The organism is Flagellimonas meridianipacifica (assembly GCF_003001695.1).
GTDB classification, from domain to species: domain Bacteria; phylum Bacteroidota; class Bacteroidia; order Flavobacteriales; family Flavobacteriaceae; genus Flagellimonas; species Flagellimonas meridianipacifica.
Map to the genome: position 1 here is coordinate 352,738 of NZ_PVYX01000002.1, position 24,148 is coordinate 376,885.

A 24,148-nucleotide genomic window follows, 5' to 3' on the forward strand; every position below is an offset into this window, starting at 1 on the left:
AACAACATATCAAACCATACTACTATGAGAACCCAAATAGTTGCAGGAAATTGGAAAATGAATAAAACAATGAGCGAGACGGAGGTCCTACTTTCAGAATTATCTGCGAAAGTTCCGGATACGCATGCCCAAGTTATTGTTGCACCTACTTTTGTTAATTTGGTCTCAGCAAAAAATAGTCTTGAGTCTTCCACAATACAGGTTGCTGCACAAAACATGCACTTTGCCGATAATGGTGCCTTTACGGGTGAAATATCTGCGGATATGCTTTTGGATATAGGATTGGACACGGTGATTCTGGGACACTCTGAAAGAAGGTCACTTTTTGGCGAGGATGATGCTCTACTGGCCAAAAAAATGAATACGGCAATTGAAAAAGGGATGACCGCTATTTTTTGTTTTGGGGAAGAGTTGGATGACAGAAAATCAGGGAATCATTTTTCCGTTGTGGAAAACCAACTAAAAGAAGCTTTGTTTCATTTAGAAGAGAAGGCATGGAGCCAAATAGTATTGGCCTATGAGCCTGTTTGGGCGATTGGAACCGGTGAAACGGCAAGCCCCGAACAAGCTCAGGAAATGCACGCCTTTATACGAAAAACCATCGCCGAAGCTTATAACGATGGTATTGCAAACAATGTTTCCATTTTATATGGAGGCAGTGTAAAACCTGGAAATGCTGCAGACATTTTCTCCAAACCAGATGTGGATGGTGGCCTTATTGGAGGTGCTTCGCTAAAAGCAGACGATTTTATTGCCATAATCAAGGCAATATAATATTCAATGCCATTGGTTTATATTGAATTTGATTTTACGGTTTCTCCGCGTGAACCCTTTTCTGATATCTTAATCGCAGAATTGGGGGAACTGGGCTTTGAAAGTTTTGTGGAAACCGATTCTGGTATTCTGGCCTACATCTTGGAATTACATTGGAAAGCTGGCATATTGGAAGACCTATTTGTAATCCAAAATCCAGAAGTATCCATTTCATGGGAACAAAAGGAAATCCCTCAACAAAACTGGAACGCAGAATGGGAAAAAAACTTTCATCCTATAGATGTTGATGGAGTATGTTCTGTGCGAGCACCCTTCCATCCTCCTGAAGATGTAGAATATGATATAGTAATTGAACCTAAAATGAGTTTCGGAACCGGTCATCATGAAACCACATATATGATGTTAAAACGGATGCTTAGTATGGATTTTGATGGGAAGACCGTTTTGGATATGGGTTGTGGAACAGGTGTTTTAGCTATTTTGGCCTGTATGAAAGGTGCTAATTATGTGGATGCCATAGACATTGATGAGTGGTGTTATATCAACACAAAAGAAAACATTGAACGGAACCAATGCACTGGGATTCATGCTTTTCACGGTGATGTGGGCCTTCTGGAAGACAAAAAATACGATGTGATTCTTGCCAACATAAACAGGAATATTCTGCTTAAAGACATTCCCAGATATGGGAAATCACTTAAAGAACATGGTTTTTTATTGTTAAGTGGATTTTACAATGAGGATTTAAAAGGCATCAAAGATGCTTGTACCTCAATAAAATTGGATTATATTGACAATCTCGAAAAAAACAACTGGGTGTCGGCCCTTTTTCAACTTTCGTAGCTGAAAATTAGTATATTAGATTTAGAAATTGGGAGCTTTGGCAAACAAGGAAAAAATATCGGAAGAGCTATTACTGGAAGAAGAAGTCCTGAAACAATCGGAAATCATTCTCTTTAATGATGATGTTAATACGTTCGACCATGTCATCTCTACATTAATCGATGTATGCGAACATACTCCCGAACAGGCAGAGCAGTGCTCTTTGATTGTGCATTACAATGGAAAATGCACGGTTAAGACCGGTGATTATGATGATTTAAAGCCTAGATGTTCTAGACTGCTTCAAGCTGGGCTAAGTGCCGAAATTGTATAAACCCCACTTTACCAAAAGGTTAAAAAACTGGAAACCATTCTCAAGGGTTATTTCTTTGTGAAATTACCGATAGGGTAGACTTCAATCCAAGTTTTGCTTTAAATTTAGGGTCTTTCAAAAAATCCATTATTGGCATGGGCGAATTTTTTAAATCTGAACTTAAAGACCGCTTTCTTCAATATGCCCTTGAACGTAGGGACTACTTCGAAGTAAGGGTACTTTACGATGAGTTTCTTCGTCCCAACTATAGCCTTGATTTTGCTAAAAAGCTGATTAGAGAGATTCGGGATTATAATCCAAGTCTTTTGGACATTATGAGTGGCAATGGTTCGGAAATTTTCATGTTGGCCTCCACCCCTAAAACTGAGGATTTCCTGATTGAAGGAGGCTTTTTGGACATGCATGTGAAGGAGGAGGAAAAATGGGATACATTTTTGAATCAACTTTCAGGGAGCAGGAAGCTTTCAAAAGATGAAAAGAAGTTACTCAAGAAGAATTCACCTTCGCTAAAGCGGGAAAAAAACCTATTGTCCATTCTTATTGCAGCAGTTGTTGTTAGCTTCCTTTTTACCTTATACAGCATTTTGAAAAATGCTTTTTTGGAACCTCAGTATGTTCCCATGGATGAGTTTGAACGAAAGCTTGAACAAGTTCAATCCCAACATAGATTGGAAAATGAAAAGTTGACAAAAGAACTGGAAAAGGCTAAAGCCGTGATTGATTCTTTGAAGAACTGAATCATCAAATTACAATGGGTTTTCTTTAGTTAGGATGTTCAAAAAATACTACCTTTTGGTGTTTCTAAACAGACTATCATGAAGTACAATGGTTTACTACTCCTTTTGGTTATTTTTTTATCCTGTGGGCCCTCCACATCTATAAAAGAAAGTGAATGGCAATTGATTTATAGAAATGACTCCAACGGGAAAACACTTTTTGGAGAAAAACAGGATTTGTTGAATGCCATTCGTAATGGAAATCTTGTGAAAGTCGGCTATGGAGGCCAAATACGTAGAGATACGACACTTACCATTGAACACGTTTTTGAGGCTCATTTTTTTACAATTTTGAATGATTCGGAGGTGTATGCCCAAATGTCTCCAATAATTGGACAAAATCCATTGATTGAAAAGGATACCACCAACATTCGTTTTAGGAACACCCAATGGAACATTATAGTAGGCACCAATGGTTTTTCCGACCGTTTGACCATGAGTCTTAATAAAGACACGATTCTAAGTCAGAATCAAAGAAACATGAATGTTTCATGGTTTGTTAAAAAAGGAAATGGGCAAAGCGAAAATGCCATGCCTCTATGGAAAAAATGATGGAATCGCGGTTGTTCCATAAAAACCAACCAATAAAATCTGAGTATGAGACAAGTAGAATGGAATGGTGTATATCCAGCGGTTACCACAAAATTCAAGGCAAATGGAGAACTGGATATTCCCACTTTTTTAAAAAACATTGAATTCCAAGTAAAAGCAGGAATTGATGGAGTGGTCATCGGCGGCTCTTTAGGTGAGAGCAGTACCATTACCCATGATGAAAGATTGGAACTGGCCAAAGCTGTTCTAGAAAGTGTAGGTGCTAAAATCGATGTGATTTTGAATGTGGCTGAGGGAGCTACCCATAACGCAATTGAATTAATCCAGAGAGCAAGTGAAATAGGTGTACATGGCATAATGCTTTTGCCTCCAATGATGTACAAACCAACGGATGAAGAAGTTCTTGAATATTTTATTTCGATTGCCCAGAGTACTCAACTACCTATTATGATTTACAACAACCCGGTTGATTACAAAATTGAGGTTACCATTGAGATGTTTGGGCAACTCAAAGAAATAGAAAACATTAATGCGGTAAAGGAGAGTACTCGTGATATCTCCAATGTGACTCGGATGAAGAATCACTTTGGGGATAGATTCAAGATACTTTGTGGTGTGGATACCTTGGCCATGGAAGAACTGTTGATGGGCGCCGATGGATGGGTGGCAGGCTTGGTGGACGCGTTTCCGGCAGAAACGGTAGCAGTTTATCGCTTGGTCAAAGCAGGACGCATTGATGAAGCGCTCAAAATCTATCGTTGGTTCTTGCCAATATTGGAATTGGATATAAGCCCACAATTGGTCCAGAACATTAAACTGGCGGAAGTTATAACAGGAATTGGTACCGAACATGTAAGAGCGCCTCGACAAGCGTTAAAAGGAGATGAAAGACTTCGTGTTCTAGCTATCTTAGAAAAAGGATTAGCTACAAGACCGCAATTGCCTGACTATTTAAACATTTAATCAGCCTCAAACTATGATAACTGAAAACTTAATAGCCGGTACACTAAGTTCTGAAGGGAAGGCAACTATGCAATCGGTAAATCCTTTGACCCAAAATTCATTGCCCGAAAGATTTGCCGTCGCAACACAAGGGGAAATTGAAAAAGCATGTTTGGAAGCCAATAAGGCCCATGAAACTTATAAAAATAAATCGGGTAAAGAAAAGTCCGTTTTTCTGAGAAGGATTGCGGAGGAAATAGAAAATCTTGGTGATGTTTTGATAGAAAGGGCCATGTCCGAAACAGGACTGCCTGAAGGAAGAATTATTGGGGAGCGCGGTAGAACTTGCAATCAATTACGAGTATTTGCGGATTTGGTGGAAGAAGGAAGTTGGGTCAATGCCACTATGGACGAAGCTTTACCTGAGCGTAAACCCTTACCTCGAGTGGATATACGTAAAATGCTGATTCCTGTGGGGCCAGTAGCTGTTTTTACTGCAAGCAATTTTCCTCTGGCTTTTTCTACCGCGGGTGGGGATACCGCCTCAGCTTTAGCTGCTGGGTGTCCGGTAATCGTAAAAGCCCATCCTGCACATTTAGGAACCAATGCCTTGGTCGCCAACGCAATTGTCAACGCGATTGAAAAATGTAACATACCCAACGGAGTGTTTTCGTCACTTAATGGTGAAATAGAAACGGGGCAACAGTTGGTAAAGCATCCCTTGATAAAGGCTGTTGGTTTTACGGGTTCATATTCCGGTGGGAGAGCACTGTTTGATTTAGCAAATAGCCGTCCTGAGCCAATCCCCGTTTATGCCGAAATGGGCAGTAACAATCCAATATTCATCTTGAGCGAAAAACTGAGGAATCACGGTCTGCAAATGGTTGAAACCATTGCCAACTCGGTAAACTTAGGAGCCGGGCAGTTTTGTACCAATCCAGGTATTCTGGTAATGGAACAAAGTGAAACTACTGAAATGTTTCTCGAAAATTTAACCAAAACCTTCGAAAAACTACCGTCTGATACCATGTTGAGTGGAGGTATACATTCCAAATACCTTCAAAAGAAAAGTGAGTTCTCAAATTCAAATGGAGTTTCCATGCTTTTTGAAAATATTTCTGATTCTTGGAAAGCGGGACCTGCCATTGCTAAGGTATCGGCTTCGACCTTTATGGATAATATACATTTACAGGAAGAAGTATTTGGACCGTTTACTATTGCAGTACTATGCAGGAATAGGAAAGAGATGTTGGAAGTGGCCAATAGTTTGAATGGTCAACTTACAGGGACTTTAATGGGGACGAATAAGGATTTTGAAGAATCAAAAGACTTAATCGAGATACTGATTGAAAAAGTAGGGAGATTAATTTGTAACGGAGTCCCTACAGGTGTTGAGGTTTGTCCAGCTATGCATCACGGAGGTCCTTTTCCTTCAACTTCAAATGCCCTTTTTACTTCTGTGGGCACGGATGCCATTAAAAGATTTACAAGACCTGTCGCTTTTCAAAATATGCCCAACAACCTTTTGCCAAGTGAATTGCAAAACGATAATTCCTTGGGTATATGGCGAACCGTTAACGGAGAATTGACCAAATCATAACAGATTTTATATTTCATTTTGACGAGTTTTCAAATGGGAAATGATACGGTACATATAATTGGTGGAGGTATTATTGGATTATGTGCTGCTTGGTATCTAAAAAAGGAGGGGTACGCTGTTACGGTAATTGATAAAGGTGACTTGAAAGAAGGAACTTCCTTTGGCAATGCAGGAATGATTGTTCCCAGTCATTTTGTCCCCATGGCAAATCCTGGAGTTGTGGCTCAGGGTTTAAAATGGATGCTCAACAGTAAAAGTCCATTTTACATAAGACCTAGACTAAATCAGGATTTAGTACAATGGTTATGGCACTTTTATCGCTCATCCAATCACCAGCATGTTAAGCAGGCGATGCCCATTTTATATGAACTCAATGAACGCAGCAAGGATTTGTATCAAGAATTATCTAGTTTGGAGAATTTTGATTTTAGTTTTGAGGAAAAAGGCTTGTTGATGTTATATAAGTCGGAAAAGCAAGCAGAAAAAGAGGCGAAAACGGCTGAACAGGCAAAAAAGATAGGGTTAGAGGCAGAAATTTTGGATTCAAAAGAATTGGGCAAATTAGAACCCAATATGGATTTGGATGTATTGGGCGGCCTTTATTTTCCAGGTGATGCCCATCTCTATTCCAACAAACTCATGTTTCAATTGGTTGGAGTGTTAAAACAAAAAGGAGTTCATTTCCTAACCAATACTTCCGTTTCGGATTTTAGTTTTAAAGGATCACAAATTGAAGCCCTGATTAGCGAGAATGGAGATACTATTCCGGTAAAAAATGTGGTTGTAGCTTCAGGAAGTTGGACAGCAACTTTATTGAAAAAAGCCAACATAAAAATCTACATTCAAGATGGAAAAGGGTATAGCATCACCTTAGAAAAACCCAAAACTCGACCGCAAATTCCAACAATTCTATCCGAAGCGAAAGTAGCTGTTATCCCAATGGGCGATGATTTGCGAATTGGCGGCACGTTGGAAATGAGTGGCATATCTCCGCAAATCAATACCAAAAGAATTCAAGGAATAAAGGAAAGTATACCCAGGTATTATAAAAATATAGAGTTACCCTTTACGGATGATAAAGATATATGGAAGGGTTATAGGCCCTGTACTCCTGACGGTATGCCCTATATTGGAAAATCGGAAGCCCTAAGTAATTTGTATGTTGGAACAGGGCATGGAATGATGGGGTTGAGTCTAGGAGCTATTACGGGAAAACTGCTGAGCGAAGTAATAATGCAGAAAAAACCATCTATGGATTTGTTCGCATTTCGGTTGGACAGATTCTAAGAGAATAATCCCAAATACTTTTACAAATCGATTGAATCAATATAAAAAGATATCTTGCGCTTATGCAAGCGGAATATTTAAAAGAATCTTATTTTTTCGATTTTAACAGCCCTCAAATTCAGGATTTGATTTCGGAGTTTAAATCTCTTTCATCTGAAAAAGAGAAGATTTCAGGTCTGTACATCAAGGTAAGGGATTCGTGGCGATATAATCCATATCATATTGGCTTTACTGACAAGTATTACAAATCCAGTCATATCTATTCAAAGGAACAAGCGCATTGCGTGGACAAAGCCATCTTATATGTTTCGGCACTAAGGGGTTTGGGTATTCCCGCCCGGTTACGTTTGGCAAAAGTATCTAACCATATTGCTACGGAAAGACTGGAAGCGAAGTTAGGGTCAAATGAGATAGCACCTCACGGTTTGGTAGAGGTCTTTCATAACGGCCAATGGGCAAAGTGTTCTCCCGCCTTTAATAAAGAACTGTGCGAAATGTATCATGTGGAACCATTGGAATTCAACGGTGAAAAAGACTCTATTTTCCAGGAATACAACAAAGACAGTGAAAAATTTATGGAGTATTTAGAGGATTATGGCAGCTTCTCAGATGTCCCTCTTGATTTTATAAAAAAGACGTTTAAAGAAAACTACCCTAAGCTATATGAGTTGTATAAAGGAAAAGAAGAAATTAAGATCTCTTGACCTTGAGAATTCAAACCAGCAGCTTTTTACCAATTTGTCGCCAGACTTTGAATAGAAGAAATCCTAGAATCAAAGCCACTCCCATCATGATAAAAGCGGTACTCGTTTTTCCGTAAATAAACATTCCTGTTGTAAAAAGAATGCAGTATACTAACAAGCAACCCAGAATCATGGCTAAAATACCCTTTGGAACCATCCATTTACCCGTATCCGAAACAATGGAAATATTCTTTTCCTGAGCAAGATTTACAATTTTATTCCAACCTCTTCCGCCAGGTTGAATGTGCTTATAAAAATCAAAAAGCTTTTGTTCATTGTCCGGTTTTGTCAGAAAAGTGACCGACAACCAAACCAAGGAAGACACCAATACCACAAACGGAAACTCAAACCAGCCAGGGAAAATTGCTTCCTCTCCTGAAAACATAACTGAGTTTATTACAGGGATACTTATGATGATGGAAATGAGTCCGGAGGCGAACATAGCGGAAATCTCGCTCCAAGCATTGATGCGCCACCAAAACCATCTTAGAATGAATATAAGTCCAGTGCCCGCACCAAACATCAGGATATACTTAAAAAGCTGTACTGCATTGGTCAACACCATAGCAATTGAGGTACTTGCCAGCATAAGGATTACTGTACAGATTCTGCCCACAGCAACCAATTTTTTCTCTGATGCATTTTTATCAATAACCTCTTTGTAAATATCATTGACCAAATAAGAAGCTCCCCAATTGAGATGGGTTGATATGGTGGACATGTAGGCAGCCACCATGGATGCGACCACCAAACCCAATAGACCAGACGGCAAGAAGGTCAACATGGCAGGGTATGCCAAATCATGCCCTAGTTTATCGTCGGTAATGCCAGGGAATGCATCTGCTAGGTTTGAAAGCTCTGGAAAGATGATTAAAGAGCATAGCGCTACAATAATCCATGGCCAAGGGCGAAGGGCATAGTGCATGATATTAAAAAAGAAGGTAGCTCCTATGGCATGATTTTCATTTTTAGCGGCCAACATTCGCTGGGCAATGTAACCTCCACCACCAGGTTCAGAGCCGGGATACCACGAACTCCACCATTGTACTGCCAGAGGTATGGCCAATAAGGTAATAATGGCATTTGTGTCGTTCTTTTCCGGGACCAATGCCAATTTATCTTGGACATTTGGATGCTGAATTAGGTTTTCAAGTCCGCCTATCTGCGGTAGGTTTACACAATAATATGCGGCTCCAATGGCACCTGCCATAGCCACAAAAAACAGTAGGAAATCAGAATACACCACACCTTTGAATCCTCCTACTGCACTAAACAACAGGGTAACAGATGCAGCATAGCCAACAGTTTCCCAAGCAGAAATCCCTAGCATTACTTGACCTATTTTAATTGCGGCCAAAGTGACTCCGGACATTGCCAAAATGTTGAACAAGAAACCCAAATAAAAGGAACGAAATACCCGTAAAAAACGTGCTGGTTTTCCCGAATAACGAATTTCATAGAACTCCATATCCGTGTTGACGTTGGATTTTCGCCATAAGCGTGCATAAATAAAGACAGTCAATAGACCAGTAAGCAAAAAAGCCCACCACACCCAATTGCCTGCAACACCATCCTGTCTAACCAAATCAGTTACCAAATTAGGGGTGTCAGTGGAGAACGTAGTGGCAACCATTGAAAATCCCAATAACCACCATGGCATATTTCGTCCAGAAAGAAAGTACTCAGAAGTATTTTTTCCAGATTTTTTGGCTACTACAAGCCCAATTATCAAGGTTGCCAGAAAAAAAACAATAATAATCCCGTAGTCCAGATTGCTCAGCTCCATGGTTAGTTATTTTACAGACAGGTTAGTCTTGAATCAAAACCTTCTTTATGAAGGTGAATATACAAGTATTTCAACATGAATGCTTGTGTTTTCTTTTTATTGATTGTTTTGAGAATGTAATTAAAAGGAAAAAAAGTGATGTTCAAAAACACGTGCCAACTATCGAATACTGTAATTTATTTATGACCCAAGCCCGGAATATTGGTTAAATTAGACCTATACTTTGATACTATGAATTTGAGGAATTCAATCCTGAAAAAATATACTCCATTCTTACTTATAATTCAGGCACTAACGTTGGTTTTTTTCTATGTTGGATGCTCTAAAAAGCGAAAAAACAACTTAGAAAAGTTGCCAACCGAAGGAACAAAGGTGACTGAAGTTCAATTGCTTATGGAGCAACCTGATTCGATAACTACACCAAAAGGAATGGTTTGGATACCTGGAGGAACATTTCAACAAGGCGCTGTTAATGGTGATACTTTGGCAATGGCTCATGAAAAGCCTGCACATAGTGTGATGTTAGATGGGTTTTTTATGGATGTGCATGAAGTGACCAATGCTCAATTTGCCCGATTTGTTAAGGAAACGGGATATGTTACAGTGGCGGAAAGAAAGGTGGACTGGGAAGAAATGAAAAAACAACTTCCCGCTAACACCCCGAAGCCAGAAGATGCCCTACTTAAACCAGGTTCATTGGTGTTCAAGAAAAATGTCACTTCCATTTCTAACCTTCATGACTATTCCCAATGGTGGAATTGGACAATTGGAGCAAATTGGAAACATCCCAATGGTCCCGGTAGCAATATTGATGGAAAGGAAAAGCATCCTGTAGTGCATATCGCTTTTGAAGATGCATTGGCCTATTGTAAATGGGCTGGGAGAAGACTGCCCACAGAAGCTGAATGGGAGTATGCAGCTCGCGGTAAGAAGCCTACTTCCATCTACTATTGGGGGAACGATGTGGCGCAATTAAACTCCAATGCGAACACTTGGGAAGGAAACTTTCCAATGACCAATACGCTACAAGATGGTTTTGCACTGAGGGCTCCGGTGGGTTCATTTAAGCCAAATAACTTTGGGCTTCATGACATGTCCGGTAACGTATGGGAGTGGACCAGTGACTGGTATCATGCAAAGTATTATCAAACACTATATGAAAAAGGAGAGGTATTAAATCCAAAAGGAGCCAAATCTGCTTACAATCCATTCAATCCTCGAACCAAGGAGCGGGTGATTAAAGGGGGTTCATTTCTGTGTAGCGTTACCTATTGTGCCAACTACCGTATATCCTCTAGAATGGCCTCTACAGAAGACTCTTCGTTGGAACATTTGGGGTTTCGCACAGTTCTTTCCCTTGATATGTTGGATTGAGAAATCTGTTTGAAAGTGTATTGTAAAGGTGTAATTGGCATCGATTCTCCAGTGAGGATATAGAAATAACTTTGAACCTTAGTTAGCATACTTTTTTAAAGCAGGTAATTTAAGTTTGACAACAACAAAGGAGCCACAAAAATACTCGTCATCAATAGTATAGTCAGAGAGGTCAAATTCATAATTTCCTTGGAATAAAGAGTCAAGTCTTTCCAAAACGTTTCCAATACCATTCCCAATTAAAGGTGATTGGGATTGCAAGGGTTTTCCATTGTTGATTACCTCAATCTCAAGAAAATCATTGGTTTTCCTTATGCGTAATAGGGCCTTGATTTTTTGATGTTTTTCGGAAAATCCGTGCCTAATGGTGTTTTCTAACAGGGGCTGAAAAAGGAGTGGAGGGATGAGGAACTCTTCAAGGCCTTCTGGAATTACTTTTACCAATTCCCACTTATCATCATATCTCAATTTTTCCATTTTCGCATAAGTGTCCAAAAGGGAAAGTTCATCCTTTAGTAAGATTAACTTGGAATCTTTTAGACTCAACGTTTTTCTGAGCAGGTCGCTCAAGTCAGCAATTGCATTCTGGGCTTTGGTTTGATTGTCATCTATCAATGAAGAAATATCGTTCAAAGAATTAAAAAGAAAATGTGGATTTAATTGTGCTTGCAAAGCCCGGATTTTTGTATCAAGAAGTTCAGCTTTTAGCGTTGAAGCTCTTAAATCATCAGCCTTTTTTCTTTGAAAATAGTCATAGGCGTAGACGATGGCTATCATTGAAAAGTACAAGAAAAAATTGAAGCTCAATCCACCCAAACCTCTGATGTAAATGCTCTCTATCGTAAGTGTGATTGCTTTTGAGAACAATTCAATCTCTACCAACAATCCTATAAAAGCGGTATAAAATGAGAGCAATGCGGCCAATGCCAAATGAATCATAACTATCCTCCAATGTAGTGTCCCTTTTTCGAAAAACTTTTTAGTTAACAGCAGCGCTCCTATGACATAGGACAACTTTGCAACAAAAAAAATCACATATTGAATGGCTAACTGGCCCAAAACATTGTTGGAGGTCTCATCTTGATTGTAGATAAGTACAGTCGCCGCAAAATCAATTACATAGGCCACTAAATAATATATCAGGAGTATCTGAAACAATCTGCGGTCAAGAAATGTATATGCCCTAGTTTTCATTTTAAGATTTCCTAAGATTCAATTGATTTACAACAGCAGTTTTGTAACTTTTTGAAACATTGAATTTCTGATTGTCCCTCATTATCACACAATAATCTCCATATCCCTCACTGATTACTTCCTTAATTTGGGCAATCTGTACGATGGTTGAACGATTTAACCTTAAAAATGAACTGGGGTCGAGCTTTTCCATCAAAGCGGTCATGGAAGTTCTATGGATATGCTTTTTGCCATCCATCATAAATAGTTCCGCATAGTAAGCTGAAGATGTGATGTATTTAATATCCTTTGTATAGGCGAACAAGTATTTTCTACCCACTTTAAGGACAATTTTTTCAAGAAAGCCTTTTGAGGATTTTTTCACCTCTTGTAGATGATTCCATAATTGGTCAAACCTTGAATGCATTTCATCATAATAATCGCTTTTTTGCTTTGTTTCTGCGTTTAGGACCGCATTTTCCAAAGCTTCCAACACTCTACTTTCCTTGTAAGGCTTTAATACATAGTCGATAGCTTGAATTTCAAAAGCTTCAATTGCAAAATCATCAAAAGCGGTAACAAAAACGGTAATCGGTAGTATGGATGGATCTATTTTTTTTAGCACTTCAAATCCGGAAAAATCGGTCATTTTGATATCCAAGAACACGATATTCGGGAGTTCAGACTTAATTTTGGAAACCGCCTCGGTGCCGGAACTTGCTTCAAATAATGATATACCTTTCCTATTCTGAAGAATTTTTAGGATCCTTTTTCGAGCCAGCTTTTCATCATCTACAACTAAAACTTTCATCTATCATGTTCCATTAAATTGAACTTGTTTTAAAAAATCTATAGGTTTATCTTTAGAAGGCAAACTCCGAAAATGAGTCAGGAGACAATTGCTATTCTCAGGTACTTATCACGGAGCAAGATATTTAATAATCCATAGAGCAATCATGCCATACTTATCTAAAAATAGGCCATCCGTATCATATTTAACTGAAGGAGTAGCGAATTCAATACATTGTGATAAATCACTTGTGGATGAGATGTTGTTTCTTGATGGTTTTAGCCATCCTTACCTTTTTTTCCTATGGACAGGATTTAAATTCGATTTATAAGGAGAGTATAGAGGCCCATAAAAGTAAAGACTATACCAAATTTGTGGCCCTCAACAAGGAAGCACTTAATTTGCATCCATCACAGCCAACTTTTCTTTACAATCTGGCCACTGGATATAGCCTCACCGATAGTTTAGAAAACACATACCAAATTCTAAAAAAGCTACTGAGCTGGAATAACAAAATAGACTATCAAAAAGATGCTGACTTCAATAATCTCTTGCTATCGAATAGGTATACCCAATCTTTGGACTCTTTGGTCAACTATTATGGACAGGTAAAGGGAGTTGGATATGATTTTGCCCTTTTCAAGGGCAAAAGGCATTTGGAAGATTTAGTATTATTGGATTCCCTTTTGTTCGCCACTGATGTTTATCATGGCGAATTGCTTAAATACAACACGAAAAAAAATGAAGTTGTCGTAGTAAAAGAGTTTGACCTACCCGTTTTGGCTTTGGCTTCCAAACCTGATTCATATTCAGTTTGGGTAAGCACTGCTAAAATACACCAATCCAAGAAAAAGGGTATTCCTTCAAATACTCCGGAAATTGTTGAAATCGATGCTCTTAAGGGAAAATTAAAATCAAGGGTACCTCTAGATGATGATTTTGTAGCTGGAAGCATGGTATTTGATAAAGATGATAACTTATACATATCGAACTCCTCTAAATCCGAAATCATCATTATCGATACCAAAACAAATACTATAAAGCAAAAGTTACCTGTGGATGACGGTTTTAATCTACAAGGAATTACCATTGATTTGGACAGGAATATCTTGTACGTAGCAGATTATATTAAAGGGGTAGCAAAGGTTGATATTGCGAACGATTACCAAATTACATGGTTCCAATCCGATAGCTTTTTGTTGAAGGGAATCGATGGGCTGGCACATGTTAAGGGAAATAAGTTACTGGCAATACAGAACAATTCAAGTCCGAAAAGAGTAATTCAATTAAGTGTGAATGGTTCGGCTATTGAAACTGTAAGATTGTTGGACAATAATCTTAACACGACTAGCGAGCCCACTAATGGCAAATATTATGAAAAACTCGGATTTCTCTATATAGCAAACAGTTCATGGCCCCATTATAATAAAAACGGTGAAGCGATTTTTGAAAAGTGGGAAGAACAAAAGGTACTTCAGATACGCACTGATACATTTCTTGACCAATAGTAAAGTATGAAAGAGTCCATCCTTTCATCATTTTTAATTAGACCTATGAAACACTTGACGCTTATAGTCTTCTCAATTTTATTGATTTCTTGCAAAACGAATCAAAAAGAAAACGAGGTGACCTCGAATCCCAAAATTGCATTGTTGGGGACTTTTCATTTTGGAGAAACCACTGATTACTCTTCCATGGACATGGACAATTTCGACTCCAAGAAAAGACAAAAGGAAATGGAGGAACTCGTGCAGGCTCTAAAAAAGTTTAAACCAACAAAAATACTTTTGGAATGTACCCTGAAAGATGAGGCCTTTTTTCAGGAAGCCTATATGAATTACATCAATGGTCAAACACAATTAAAAATGGACGAAAGAGAACAAATAGGGTTTCGTTTGGCATCTGAATTAAATCATACTACCATCTATTGCATTGATTATAAACTGCCTGTGCCTTTGGATTCCTTATCAAATTTTGCCGAAAAACATATGAAACCAGAGTTCTTGAGTTTTTTGGCAAGTATTGAAAGGAATGACGAAAACGATTCAAAAGTGCTTGCTGCCAAATCACTTAAAAAATATTATGCCTTTAAAAATAGTGACGAGGAAGACCAAAAAAACAAGAGGCAATATATTCAAGAAACAGCAAAGTTTGTTTCTGACTCAACTTATATTGGAATCAAATTTGTTTCTACCTGGTGGGAGCGGAATTTTCATATCATGTCAAATATAGACAGACATATTGGCTATACAGATAGAGTATTGGTTTTGATTGGTGGTGCCCATCGAGCTGTACTTAAAGATTTCTATAAAGCTAGAAACGATGTTCATTACGAAGAAATAGCAAACTATTTGCAATGAACAAATACGGATTAAACTAGTGAACAGCAACTTTGTGATTATTCAACAATATCCTTCATCAAAAACATATGCCGATTTATTCATTCGTTTTCCAATTGGCTTTCATTTAATTTATGGAGTGGCTGATAACATTTTTTCTTGGGAAAGGATGTTGGAGTTTGAGGCTTTTTTAAAGAACTTGGATGTTCCTATGCCGTTAATAGCAGCTCACTTATCTGTTTATGCCCAATTTGTATGCGGTGTCTTGTTTATTATTGGTTGGAAAACCAAATGGGCTTCAATCACTATGATTATCAATTTTATAGTTGCCATTGGATTGGTGCATCTAACAGACCCTTACCAGAACAAGTTTCCAGCCATCATGATGCTTAGCGCATCAATTTTTATACTTCTAAATGGAGACGGATGTTTTACTATAAAACTACTTGGAAAAAGGAAATGATGAAATGATTTAAAATGTACGCCTATTTCCTTTTTTGGACCCGAACATTACAATAGATGCTCCAATTTACAGCAGATGTTCTCTTTCTTGAGAATATTTGAAACGCTGTCTGACATTCATTAAAAAACAAAAACCCATCAAATCGCGATGGGTTTTCTACTTTCTGTGACCTCCACAGGGTTCTAGCTTTCTAGAGTATGTAGAGATTTTATAGGTTCTAAAAAATACTTTACAAAATCTGTTGACCGAATTGTTGACGGTCTATTTGATAGCAAATGGTGCCATTTGACTTTCATGTCAAAGATAAACTTCCTAAGTTTTAAAACAAAGGATAGTAACATATCTATGAAGTATCATTAACCGTTCTTATTTTTAGTGCCTATTTCGCATAATCTCCTTGGGCGTAAGTAGCCAAGATACCACTGTTTGGAGATTTACAGTTGTTGGGAAAATCAAAAAAGTAAATACACTTGGGCAAGCCATTTTCAAAGGTAATCCTAACCGAACCAGGGCTGCTGCCACTAAAGCCTTTATACCGGTAGTTTGCACTTAATTCGTTGGGTACTCCATTGGAATTTGTATACTTTTTCACATTCGAAACACTTCCAGATATATACCGATTAAAAGCCCATGTTTTTGCCTGGTCTGCTACTAAATCATCGATTAACTTATTAAAATTTTGCTCACCGGAAGGACCGCCAGATTTTTTCATCTTTTCATATTTGCTTGGTTCTTTCATCCTAATGGAAGGTTTGTCCAAGGCGTACAATCGAAGATTTTTCTCGAAACGACGTATTGCCTGACCATTACATGAATTGAGATTAAAAATCTGTGCCATGTCATTTTTTAGTCCTTTGGCCTTATGTATCATGTCAACGGAATTTCCCATAGCGTTTGGGTCACTGACCATGTTAATTACCGTTCGAAAGGCCTCAGCGTTTTGAAGACGTTCAACGGCCAGTTTTGCATTATAGAGTTCGGGTCGGGCGTAAAGTCCCGTGCCAACTGTTTTCCATTGTACACAGACTCTACTGGTCTCAATTCCATAACCGTTTGTAGTGACCTCTTCCATTGCGCACACATCTTCCATTATTTCGACTTTGTCATCTGGTAATACATCTGGACATTGGCCGCCAAAAGCTCTGAGGTACTGCTCAAAAATCATAGAGAACTGCAAGTCTTCCCTTGTCATTTCAACGTTTTCAAAATGGCCCCTAAAGATATAATCAAAGAATTCAGCATAGTATAACCCTTCTGTCTTTAATTCCAAGGATTGTGAAACGGAATGTGAGAGAGCTGGAACTTCAACAGAATCTGAAAGAAAAGAGGTCATGACCATCCAAGCTAGGCATCCCAAAAGAGTACTTTTTATTCTCATAGCGTTTAATTTTCCTTGTAAACCAATTGCCGCATGTCTAAGCTCCCCAGTTTTTGGGTCAGCTGAATGTCCTCAAAAATTTCAACGATGGGGTCTTGAAAATGGTAGCTGTAAGTAGGTGTAAAGCTAAATCTGTTCGCCTCTTCAAGTCCCTCAAAAACAATTTTGACCTTTGACACTATTTGAAGGTCTTTGTACCTGTCATTTATTAGCTTTTCAGCTTTATCTGGTTCAATCTTAAATAAGACTTTCCCCTTGATGTACTCAACTTGATTAGTTTTGCTGAGCACTTGCTGCCCATAATCAGTCTTGGGCAGAAAAGTAAAAAAGTAGCTCTCTCTAGTACTATTGTAATCAAAGCCGCGACCATTTCGGATTTTGTGCGGCAATGATATCCAAAAACCGTTTCGTTCAAAATCATAAGTCCCCAAATCCTTCAGCTGCCAAACTAAATAAACCGTTTGCGTTCCATCGGAAAAAAAGGATTTACTCCACTCCAAAATCGGGTCAAGATGTTTGTCCACAAAATCTACGTATTTCTCATTTTCGGTGAAGTCGTCGGCTCGGAAGCCTCCCCAAGTGTTGACAACACGACAATTTCCTGAGTTTTCTTCCGGGTTACAAAAATACTGCTGTTGTAGGCTTTCGCTACCAACGGCAAAAACAAAATTTGCCAGCATTTGCTGCGCCTTGTGTGATTTAATCTCTTCCTCATTCAAGGTTTTGGGTCTTGGCGTCAAGGCCTCTTTATCTATTGATTTAAAGAGGTCGTTTAAAAGGTTTATCTGCACCAGTTGCATAAAGCCGGTGTAGCCTGCTTCCATAAGTTTTCGTTTGGCCTTACCTTCGGGTGAGCCATCAGGTCGGTTAGGTGACTTGAAATAAAAATCACAGGAACCAAACCTAGGTATTCCCTTGTAGTGCTGTACCGATATATCTCTAAACAGGGGGTTTGGCGAGTCGTAGGTCAATATTCCAGGGTCCTGTACCGTAATTGGCCCTTCTCCTTTACTTGAACTTTGAGTGCTATCTTTTGGTTCGGACTTTGTATTTTCTTTCTGTTCATTTTTTTTGTCATCACCAAGAACCTTACCTGCAACCTCTTCGGTTTTTTGGAGGAGTTCTGCCTCGGTCTTTTTTTTCAGTTTTTTTAGGAATTGCGCATGGGAATTCTCTGTGGTGGCCAAAAAGCAAATACCCAAAACAAAGATTATATAATTTCTTTTCCTCATAATTTTAATATTTGGATTGGATGTTTTCTATGTTTATCTCACCAAGCTTCTCAGTCAAGGCCGGATTTTTACTGTAGATTTCTATAGTCTGGTCAACCAGTTCAAACTCAAGTTGAACCTGCGTATGGTTCACTACTTTTGGAAATACTTTCACCTTGAATACGCAGTTCACGGGTACTCTTTCTTGAAGGTTGAATTCCTTGGCTTTTTGAGGGTCTATGGAAAAAAAGAACTGCTGGCGGCTGTTTTTGATTTTCTTTTCATTTTCTGAATACGCCAAAAAGTTTGACGAATGCAGCATAAAACTACCACCTCCCATAAGGCCCGCTAGCCAATAACCCTTGTTCTTGAAATCATATTTACCCTGTATTCCACTTCCACATACATAGTAGACTATTTGTTCATCATTTTCATAAAAGGTATCGGCCCATGACTGCAAAGCCTGTAAGTGATTCTCAAGAAATCCTTTATAGCTTCTTTGTTGTTGAAACTCATTGCCTCGGCTTCCTCCCCAATATGAAGGTGGTCTCCTATCTCCATATCGGTCAACAAATTCGCAAGGGATTTTTCTTTTGACTTTATTTTTATTCTGCAGATTGGAAGAATTATCGCTTTCATCACAAAAGTATTTCTTGAGCACTTCTTCCGAACAGGTGTAGCCTGCAAGGTTCTTCAAATGGCTCTGTGCAAAATAGGAGTTCTCTTGTTTCTGGTCCCCTGAACTTTTTTCCTGATAGGAGGTTAATTTTGAACGATTGATATCTGCGTATGTTTTTTTTAAATACTTTAACTCAACCAGCGCTTTATATCCATTTTTATTGACAGGTGTTGTTACTCCTCTCCTGTAATGAATATCGCCATACCTTGGCAACCCTTTGTGGGATTGTATGACAATGTCAATAAAATCTGAAGATGGGGCTTTATACGTGATGATATTGGTTTCATTAATCGTGTTAACTCCACCTTTTGTTGTATTGGAAACCGTTTTGTTCTCCTGTGGCACTTTTTTTACTTGACCTACCTTATTTTCCTGTTCAGGCGTTGTTGGTTTTTTGTCATCCAGAAGTACGTTTATTTCCTTATCCACTTTTTTTTCAACTTTATCCTCCAAATTTTGTTTTAGCTTTTTCAGAAATTGCCCTTGTATGTTTTGGGTCATTCCTAACAAAAGGAAGGTCACCAGTACTTTCATAGTAAATGCTCTATTTATCATTTTATCTAGTCTTTATGGTTGCAGAACCTAAGTCAAGCTCTCCAACCTTATTTGTTAGGCCATCATCAACATATAGTGAAATAGTTGGGCTGACCAGTGTAAAAAGCGTTTTTAAACGATTCATTCTATAGTTTTCAATCCCATTTAAGGCAACGTTTACCTCAAACACCAGATATAGATTATCGTACTTCTCAGAAAACGCTTCCGCTTTTTCCGGAGAGAGCTCGAGAAGTAGTTGAGAGCCATTGGGGTGTTTCAATTTTCGCTCTGATGTGGTTTTGGGCTGAAGGTTATACCATCGCAATAGAAAACCTTGATTGTGAAATTGATTGGTGTCCAACCAATACCCCCCGCTTTTAAAATCATAAGTGCCTAAGCGGGTTTTACCGACATAATATCCATCGATTTTGTTTTCTGGGTACAACGAATTGCCCCATTGCTGCATTTTTGGAAAAAACTCATTGGCAACCGTTTTAAAAGCCCGCAATTGTTGAAACTCGGTAGCTCCTTTTCCACCCCAAGGAGCAATATCAGTATAGGGTCTGTAGTACCCATCATCTTTGAATTGGGCTGCGCAATCCTGCTGTTTTTCATTGCAGAACAAACGGCACTGTTCTTCTGTGGAAAGCAAAGTATTGGCAAGCACGAGCAATTGTTCTTGTGCGGTAAGGGATTTCAGCTCTTTGTCATACATATCATTTTTTCGAACCGTGAACAACTCTTTGTCCATAGCATCAAAAATTTCTTGCTGATGCCTGATTTTTAAAAGCTGTCTGAACGCATATTGACTCAGCACGTTGTGACTGGATTTTTTGTCAATTTCTGGATAGTTACCATCGTTGTGCTTTACATAACTGCCGTCTGGGTTCGTATAATAATTGTCTTGTTCTCCAAATCGCAACTTGCCATTATAGGTTTGTAATTCTAGGGCAATAAACGATATGCTCGGGGGTTCATAGGTAATGGTCGTTACATTGTTTGACGTATTCTGACCGTTCATAACCCCTAGAAATAATAAAAACAATACTGGTGCAATCTTGGTCATGGCTAGTTGGTTTTGAGGATTAGGTTTTTCAAAGAAAGTTTGGTGACCAGCTTTGTCAATGCTGCGTCTTCGTATACTGCGAATTCAGGACTTTCGTGCGAATAGTTGAACTCTACAGGCTTTTGGGCATTTGTTAGCTCCTTCTTTACGTATTTTAATCTTATTTTTTTCACCAAGTAGAGTCTGCTAATACTCGACATCTGATACTTTTCTGCCTCTTTTTCATCCAATTCCAGTAGGAATTGCAAGCCCAACCCTCTGCCCAATTTGTTTTTTAGAGTATGCTCATAAGGTGTTTGTGGTTTAAAAATCACCTTTTTGATTCCTCCTCTAAAGATATTGTTCAGGCCGAAGTTATGACTCACCCAATATCCTCTTTGGTCAAAATCATAATTACGTCCAATACCAATTTGAGAAACGTGGTAAGCGACGATTTCGTCGTTCTCAAAAAAAGTAGTACTCCATTGTCTCAATGGTGCAAGACAACTTTCTACAAACGCTTTGTAATTTCTGAGTCGTTCAAATTCATTCTTTCCCTGTCCTACATTTTTGCAATCCTCGGTAGCGCAGATGCTCGTGCCTACTTCATTTCTCAAAAAACTCTGCAGAAAGGCGGAGTTCCTTTGAGTTTCTGTTTTATTTCCAGATGTTATTGTCAATCGGTCAGTATCTAAATCTTTCATAAAAGGTTCTAAGTACTTTAGGCTAACCATGATGGAATAGTTCTGATAACCTGTGTTTGTCAAAGCCTGTTTTTTACGTATTTCGGGGGTATAGGCTCCCCGTGTTTGTTTTTGACCTACTGGCAGATAATTGTTGGGTACTCCAAATCGTGGCAGGCCATTGTGCGCCTGTAAGGTGATGTCATGAAACTTTTTTGAGGGAGATTTGTAGAGAATAGCTTTATCTTCTCCCAATGAGGTTTGGCCGTGGGCGAATGAAACCAACAGAACTACGAGACCAAACCAATATCTTTTTTTCATTTTGTGGAGGATTTTTATTCCCAGGTTACAGTACCGTCCATCGTCAGTACGATATCATTCTCTGTATTGATGACGGTAGTATTCTCAAAAGTGGCTGTCTTCGCTTCAAAATCCACTGAATAAACTTCACCACAAGCGATGAAAAAATTCTGAAAAGGCGATGTGCAGGCATACAAAAACTCTTCACCATCAGAAGTTATGTTCATTGAAATGGTCTTCTCAATATTCGGTGAGCCCCCTGTGGTGAAGTCAGCGGCAACAATGACAAAACCATTCTGGTCACTTTCATCAAAAACCAGCTCATTGTTTTCGACAGTAATGTTTTCCGAAAGCAAGACTACAGATTTGTCGGTTCCTGTCAATGCGGAATTGCCCACCTCAATATTCCCTATTGTGAGAGAGGTGCCAAATTCTGAGGTCTCCTCACCGCTCAGAAGTATGGTGCCCAGCACCGCATTTTCTTGACTCTCGCTTGCTGCTTCATCATCTGTACCGCAAGCTATGCCCAATACCAAAATAAATAGAAGCGGCAGGGTCTGAATAATTTTCATAATGGTAAGATTTGTCATTTGTTTTCATAATCTATGTGGAATTCGTTTATCAAACAATGACTATTTATTTAACGTAACAAATACGCGGGTTAACGTACCTATTCAAGATTTTTTCGTACTTGATAACTAAGACCGAAATTGTTTCATTTTCAGTTTTTTAAATGTTAAATTTGTTGTTTTTCAGTACCAGCCATGTCTTACCAGCTTAAGCGATATTTTTCCTTCCTCTTGCTATTTCTAATAGTTGCTGTTTGCCATGCGCAATCAACACTTGACTCTTTGAAAAATGAGCTCATTGAGAATACGACTAGAGATACACTTCGGATAAAAACCCTGATAAGTACCTCTGCAGAGCTGACCTATACCCACCCCAAATCAGGACTTTCTTATGCTGATGAGGCATTGGTCATATCGCAAGAGACCAATTGGAAAAAGGGAGAAGCCCTGGCCTTAAGGCAAAAAGGAAATCTTTACTATGTTCAGGCAGACAATCTGAGGGCACTGGACCATTTTCAAAAGGCCCTTAGGTTATCGGTTGATTTGGGTGATGATGAGCTCAGTTCAACATTGAATAGTAATATTGGCCATATTCATGCCGACTTAAAGGAATACGACAAGGCTTTGGAGCGGTATAATGCGTTCTTGACTTTTGCCGAAGAATCGAACAATATACCCAATCAGATAAGGGGCCTGTCCAATATTGCCATAGTATACAATGACCTTGAAAACTACGAAGAAGGCTTGCCCTATCTTGAAAAAGCATTAAAACTGGCGGAACAAGAGGATAACGATTTCTTTCAAGCAGCCATAATCAATAATCTGGCCCTGGGATATAAAGGGCTGAAGGAGTATCAAAAATCTTTGGAGTACTATCATGAAGCCAAAGGAATTGCAGAGAGCATTGGCAACAAGTACATATTGACATCTGCTCTAAACAGCATTGGGAAGGTCAACATTCTGTTGGGAGACTACGATGCTGCTGAAAAAGCAGGCAAGGAAGCACTATCATTGTCCCAGGAAACAGGAACGATAGAGTGGCAAGCCGATTCATGGGAGGTGCTGAGCAAAGTCTATGAACATCAAAAAAACTCGGTTGATGCTCTCGATGCATACAAAAAGCATATTAGTTATAGGGACAGTGTGCTAAATGAGGAAAAAAAGGCCGAGTTGGCCCGAAAAGAGATGCAGTTTGAAATGGAGAAGCAGCAGACAGCGGCGGCCCAGGAAATAGAGCATCAGCAACTAGTTAAAAACGGGTATCTTACCGGAGCCATTTTACTGGCCATTCTCGGTATTGCCGGATATTTTTTCTACAAACGTAGGCGGGATGAGATTGAAAAGAAAAAAATATCCGATTTCAAGGCAAAAGTGGCTGAAACAGAGTTAAAGGCACTGCGCTCGCAGATGAATCCCCATTTTATCTTCAACTCCCTAAACTCCATCAGTGATTTAATCACCAAGAACGATACTGAAAATGCCAATGAATACTTGATAAAATTTTCAAAGCTCACCAGGTCAATTTTGGAAAATTCCGAAAAGAAATGGATTAGCGTACAAGAGGACCAAGAGCTCATGGAACTGTACATGCAAATCGAATCACTTAGATTGAAGAATAAACTATCATACACCTTTCAAGTTGATGATGATATCGTTGTTGAAGATACGCTCATTCCGCCGCTGATTTTACAGCCTTTTATTGAAAACAGCATTTGGCATGGATTGGCCAAGAAACCTGAAGGAGGTCACATTAACATCACAATGAAAAAGGGTGATGGCTTGATTCATTGTGTAGTCGAGGACAATGGAGTAGGCCGTTCCAAAACCTTACCCATCCAAGACGGTAAAAGCTCGATGGGTGTTAAGATTACCCGCAACCGTCTAGAAATTATAAACACACTCGAAGAAACCAAAGGAAAGATAGATTTATTGGATATCGAAGGAGGATTTCGGGTAGAGATGATGATTCCATTTGAACTTCAATTCTAACTGAA

At 38.9% G+C, this 24,148-nt stretch carries 23 protein-coding genes; 14 read left to right on the forward strand and 9 right to left on the reverse strand.

The annotated features are described in order from the left end of the window. Positions 1–24 precede the first annotated feature (24 nt). The 9 genes from tpiA to CLV81_RS11425 all read left to right on the forward strand — a co-directional run bounded on the left by tpiA (position 25) and on the right by CLV81_RS11425 (position 7,791). Positions 25–774 (forward strand): triose-phosphate isomerase, encoded by a 750-nt coding sequence (gene tpiA, locus CLV81_RS11385; protein ID WP_106145250.1) that lies wholly within the window; start codon positions 25–27, stop codon positions 772–774. 6 nt (positions 775–780) lie between these two features. Further along, complete coding sequence (prmA, locus tag CLV81_RS11390) at positions 781–1,617, forward strand: 50S ribosomal protein L11 methyltransferase (protein ID WP_106145251.1); 837 nt, start codon at positions 781–783, stop codon at positions 1,615–1,617. A 37-nt stretch (positions 1,618–1,654) separates the two neighbouring features. After that, positions 1,655–1,930 carry an ATP-dependent Clp protease adaptor ClpS gene (locus tag CLV81_RS11395; protein WP_106147485.1) on the forward strand — a complete coding sequence of 92 codons (276 nt, stop codon included), beginning with the start codon at positions 1,655–1,657 and terminating at the stop codon, positions 1,928–1,930. 134 nt (positions 1,931–2,064) lie between these two features. Continuing rightward, positions 2,065–2,667: a hypothetical protein gene (locus CLV81_RS11400; RefSeq protein ID WP_106145252.1), complete on the forward strand. Its 603-nt coding sequence runs from the start codon at positions 2,065–2,067 to the stop codon at positions 2,665–2,667. Positions 2,668–2,745: 78 nt separating this feature from the next. After that, positions 2,746–3,258, forward strand: a complete 513-nt coding sequence (locus CLV81_RS11405; RefSeq protein ID WP_106145253.1) for a hypothetical protein — start codon at positions 2,746–2,748, stop codon at positions 3,256–3,258. Positions 3,259–3,303: 45 nt separating this feature from the next. Next, positions 3,304–4,221, forward strand: coding sequence for a dihydrodipicolinate synthase family protein (locus CLV81_RS11410; RefSeq protein WP_106145254.1), 918 nt, complete (start codon positions 3,304–3,306; stop codon positions 4,219–4,221). A 13-nt stretch (positions 4,222–4,234) separates the two neighbouring features. Then, positions 4,235–5,800: an aldehyde dehydrogenase (NADP(+)) gene (locus CLV81_RS11415; RefSeq protein ID WP_106145255.1), complete on the forward strand. Its 1,566-nt coding sequence runs from the start codon at positions 4,235–4,237 to the stop codon at positions 5,798–5,800. A 33-nt stretch (positions 5,801–5,833) separates the two neighbouring features. Next, positions 5,834–7,087 (forward strand): NAD(P)/FAD-dependent oxidoreductase, encoded by a 1,254-nt coding sequence (locus tag CLV81_RS11420; protein WP_106145256.1) that lies wholly within the window; start codon positions 5,834–5,836, stop codon positions 7,085–7,087. A 62-nt stretch (positions 7,088–7,149) separates the two neighbouring features. Continuing rightward, on the forward strand, positions 7,150–7,791 hold the full coding sequence (locus tag CLV81_RS11425; RefSeq protein ID WP_106145257.1) for a transglutaminase-like domain-containing protein: 642 nt from the start codon (positions 7,150–7,152) through the stop codon (positions 7,789–7,791). Between the two features lie 10 nt (positions 7,792–7,801). Here the strand turns inward: CLV81_RS11425 and CLV81_RS11430 are convergent, their stop codons facing one another. Next, the gene (locus tag CLV81_RS11430; protein WP_106145258.1) at positions 7,802–9,616 is read right to left on the reverse strand and encodes a sodium:solute symporter family protein; all 1,815 of its coding nucleotides are present in this window, start codon (positions 9,614–9,616) and stop codon (positions 7,802–7,804) included. Positions 9,617–9,847: 231 nt separating this feature from the next. Between CLV81_RS11430 and CLV81_RS11435 the strand changes: the two genes are divergently transcribed. Then, positions 9,848–10,990, forward strand: a complete 1,143-nt coding sequence (locus CLV81_RS11435) for a formylglycine-generating enzyme family protein (protein WP_106145259.1) — start codon at positions 9,848–9,850, stop codon at positions 10,988–10,990. Positions 10,991–11,068: 78 nt separating this feature from the next. On the opposite strand, the gene CLV81_RS11440 is transcribed toward CLV81_RS11435, so the two are convergent. Both CLV81_RS11440 and CLV81_RS11445 read right to left on the reverse strand, forming a co-directional pair. Then, complete coding sequence (locus CLV81_RS11440) at positions 11,069–12,184, reverse strand: sensor histidine kinase (RefSeq protein WP_106145260.1); 1,116 nt, start codon at positions 12,182–12,184, stop codon at positions 11,069–11,071. 1 nt (position 12,185) lies between these two features. Beyond that, positions 12,186–12,974, reverse strand: coding sequence for a LytR/AlgR family response regulator transcription factor (locus CLV81_RS11445; RefSeq protein WP_106145261.1), 789 nt, complete (start codon positions 12,972–12,974; stop codon positions 12,186–12,188). A gap of 233 nt (positions 12,975–13,207) precedes the next feature. Between CLV81_RS11445 and CLV81_RS11450 the strand changes: the two genes are divergently transcribed. The 3 genes from CLV81_RS11450 to CLV81_RS11460 are packed head-to-tail and all read left to right on the forward strand — an operon-like array spanning position 13,208 to position 15,755. Continuing rightward, entirely contained in the window at positions 13,208–14,461 is a 1,254-nt protein-coding gene (locus CLV81_RS11450) for a YncE family protein (RefSeq protein WP_146129887.1), read from the forward strand. A 6-nt stretch (positions 14,462–14,467) separates the two neighbouring features. Continuing rightward, positions 14,468–15,313: a DUF5694 domain-containing protein gene (locus CLV81_RS11455; RefSeq protein WP_106145263.1), complete on the forward strand. Its 846-nt coding sequence runs from the start codon at positions 14,468–14,470 to the stop codon at positions 15,311–15,313. Positions 15,314–15,332: 19 nt separating this feature from the next. Beyond that, complete coding sequence (locus tag CLV81_RS11460; RefSeq protein WP_158259118.1) at positions 15,333–15,755, forward strand: DoxX family protein; 423 nt, start codon at positions 15,333–15,335, stop codon at positions 15,753–15,755. 379 nt (positions 15,756–16,134) lie between these two features. Here CLV81_RS11460 and CLV81_RS11465 read toward each other — a convergent pair whose 3' ends face one another. The 6 genes from CLV81_RS11465 to CLV81_RS11490 are packed head-to-tail and all read right to left on the reverse strand — an operon-like array spanning position 16,135 to position 22,157. After that, positions 16,135–17,133 carry a hypothetical protein gene (locus tag CLV81_RS11465; protein WP_146129888.1) on the reverse strand — a complete coding sequence of 333 codons (999 nt, stop codon included), beginning with the start codon at positions 17,131–17,133 and terminating at the stop codon, positions 16,135–16,137. A 5-nt stretch (positions 17,134–17,138) separates the two neighbouring features. Continuing rightward, entirely contained in the window at positions 17,139–18,365 is a 1,227-nt protein-coding gene (locus CLV81_RS11470) for a hypothetical protein (RefSeq protein WP_106145266.1), read from the reverse strand. Positions 18,366–18,369: 4 nt separating this feature from the next. After that, positions 18,370–19,557 (reverse strand): hypothetical protein, encoded by a 1,188-nt coding sequence (locus CLV81_RS11475; RefSeq protein WP_106145267.1) that lies wholly within the window; start codon positions 19,555–19,557, stop codon positions 18,370–18,372. 22 nt (positions 19,558–19,579) lie between these two features. Beyond that, on the reverse strand, positions 19,580–20,623 hold the full coding sequence (locus tag CLV81_RS11480; RefSeq protein WP_106145268.1) for a hypothetical protein: 1,044 nt from the start codon (positions 20,621–20,623) through the stop codon (positions 19,580–19,582). A 2-nt stretch (positions 20,624–20,625) separates the two neighbouring features. Continuing rightward, positions 20,626–21,606 carry a hypothetical protein gene (locus tag CLV81_RS11485; protein ID WP_106145269.1) on the reverse strand — a complete coding sequence of 327 codons (981 nt, stop codon included), beginning with the start codon at positions 21,604–21,606 and terminating at the stop codon, positions 20,626–20,628. Between the two features lie 14 nt (positions 21,607–21,620). Then, the gene (locus CLV81_RS11490; protein ID WP_146129889.1) at positions 21,621–22,157 is read right to left on the reverse strand and encodes a hypothetical protein; all 537 of its coding nucleotides are present in this window, start codon (positions 22,155–22,157) and stop codon (positions 21,621–21,623) included. Positions 22,158–22,436: 279 nt separating this feature from the next. On the opposite strand from CLV81_RS11490, the gene CLV81_RS11495 reads away from it, so the two are divergent. Continuing rightward, on the forward strand, positions 22,437–24,143 hold the full coding sequence (locus CLV81_RS11495; protein WP_158259119.1) for a tetratricopeptide repeat-containing sensor histidine kinase: 1,707 nt from the start codon (positions 22,437–22,439) through the stop codon (positions 24,141–24,143). Positions 24,144–24,148 lie beyond the last annotated feature (5 nt).